The sequence below is a fragment of the Gluconacetobacter johannae genome (assembly GCF_014174305.1).
GTDB lineage: Bacteria > Pseudomonadota > Alphaproteobacteria > Acetobacterales > Acetobacteraceae > Gluconacetobacter > Gluconacetobacter johannae.
This window is the reverse complement of record NZ_JABEQH010000037.1, coordinates 1-2,213: the sequence shown is the minus strand read 5'-3', so window position 1 is coordinate 2,213 and position 2,213 is coordinate 1. Positions and strand designations below refer to the sequence as shown.

General features: G+C 65.9%; 1 protein-coding gene and 1 pseudogene. Both read right to left on the bottom strand.

What is annotated here, in order from left to right:
- Positions 1-283 precede the first annotated feature (283 nt).
- Entirely contained in the window at positions 284-1,537 is a 1,254-nt protein-coding gene (locus tag HLH21_RS16780; RefSeq protein ID WP_182944889.1) for an outer membrane beta-barrel protein, read from the bottom strand.
- A gap of 99 nt (positions 1,538-1,636) precedes the next feature.
- Positions 1,637-2,213: pseudogene (locus HLH21_RS16775) on the bottom strand (ammonium transporter); the annotation flags it as partial.

Below are 2,213 nucleotides of genomic sequence, written 5' to 3'. Positions count from 1 at the left end.
GTCCACCAGTTCCACCGAATGTTCCTGGATCAGGCTGAACACCTTCGCGACAGACGCCGCGTCAGGGGAAGGGGGGGCCGCTGGGGCCGGGGTCGGGGCTTTTTTCGCCATTCTCGGATGCCTGCCTATTGTGAAGCCGTACGGTGCGGCCGGAAAACGGTTACGAAACTCTCGCGCCGTTGTCGAGGCGTCGGAGGCCGCGACGACGCCGGCCGCCCCCTTCCCCACTCTCCCGATCCTGGCCGAATCGGCAGTGCGGGGGCGGCCTCCCGCCCCGCGCAGGTCAGAATCCCAGGACGCCGTCCATGCCGAAGGTGAACATGCCGGTATTGCGGCCGTCGTTGAAGGGGGTGGTGCCGTTGAGCGAACGGTCGAACCGGATTTCGGGGCGGAGTTCGAACACCCGGACGCCGTGGCCCAGGTCGGGCTTGTAGGTCACGCCCAGGCTCAGCGCGCCATAGGTGGTGGGCGGGGCGAATTCCGCGGGAACGGTGGCCCCGGCGATGGCCCCCATATAGGCGGTGTTGCTGAGGAAGCTGACGACGAACTGACCGGTGTTGTCGCGATAGATCTCACCCCGGTAGTTGAAGGTGAGCGACGGCGTGACCTTGTAGCTGAGGAAGCTGACGAAGCTGTAGGTGTCGGCCCGGATCCCGTCATCGTGGAGATAGTTGAATTCGCCCGTCACCGACAGCTTGTCGTTGACCTGGTAGGCGGCGTTGATGTCGTTCCAGTACCGCATCTGGCTGTCGGCCCGCGCGCCCAGCACGGCGATGGCGTTTTCCGGACCGACCCGGCTGAGTTCGATGATGTTGAGCTTGCCGCCCGCCAGGCCGTTCAGGTTGAAGCCGAAATAGCCCGCGGCCTCGTGGTTGTTGTCGCTGTTGCCGAAGGTGGTCTGGTTGCCGGTATCGACGCCGAACGTGACGTCGACGGTCGTGTTGACGTGCCATTTGAACATCGCGCCGACATGCTGGAAGGGCACGGAATATTCGGACGTGTAGGCCAGCGTGTAGAACGGCCGCGTCGTCGGATCGAGGGTTTCGACACCCATCGGGGCCTGCAGGATGCCGGCCTGCATGTCCAGGCCGCCGCTGGTCAGCCAGGGCAGATGCACGTCGATATGCGCCTGCGCCGGAATGAGCTGATAGCGGTCCGAGATCGCGCGGTCGGAAATGCCCAGCAGATGGTAGTACCGCGCGTCGGACCCGTAGAGCCCTTCCAGCGTGAATCCGATCTGGTATGCGTTCTTGCTGGGGTCGATGGCCCTGGCAAGCGTGAATTCAAGCTGGTTGAGCTGGACCTGGTTGGCGTGGTCGGCAAGGAAGTTGCCGAAATTGATGCCGTTGTCGGGGCGGGCGGGGTTGGCCATGATGCCGCCTTCGATCTGTCCCACCAGGGTCACGCCGCTGAGCCATTCCCCCATGCCGGACTTGTCGGACTTGCCGAACACCGCCACCTGGGCGAGACCTTCAGGCGGAAGCAGCAGACAGCCGGCGACCAGAAAGAGGGCGAGGCAGCCTGTTTTTTTATACATGATGCGGTAGGCCGGCACGCTTTATTTCCTCCGTCTTGGGGGAGACGATGCGACTCGTCTCCCCGGAATATGCAGGATTGGACGTAGCTGGGCGATCGGTCAGCTGATGCGTTCGTCGTGCAGGACCATGTCGAGGCCTTCGACCTCCTGGTCCTGGGTGACGCGCAGGCCGATGGTCAGGTCCACGATCTTGAGCAGGACGAAGGTGGCGACGGCGCACCAGACGATGGTGATGCCGACGGCCTTGGCCTGGATGACGAGCTGGGCGAACGAGCCCACGACGCCCGAGGGGTTGGCGTCGGTGGCCGACAGCGGGCCGTAGGCCAGCACGCCGGTCAGCAGCGCGCCGATGATGCCGCCGATGCCGTGCACGCCGAAGGCGTCGAGGCTGTCGTCATAGCCCAGCAGGTGCTTGAGCGAGGTGGCGGCCCAGTAGCACACGACGCCGGCGACCAGGCCCAGGACCAGCGCGCCGCCGGGCAGCACGAAGCCCGCCGCCGGGGTGATGGCGACCAGGCCGGCGACCGCGCCGGAGATGATGCCCAGCACCGTGGGCTTGCCCGCACGGATCCATTCCGCGACCATCCAGCCCAGCCCCGCGGCGGCGGTGGCGATCTGCGTGGTGGCCATGGCCATGCCGGCGCGGCCGTTGGCGCCCACCGCCGACCCGGCGTTG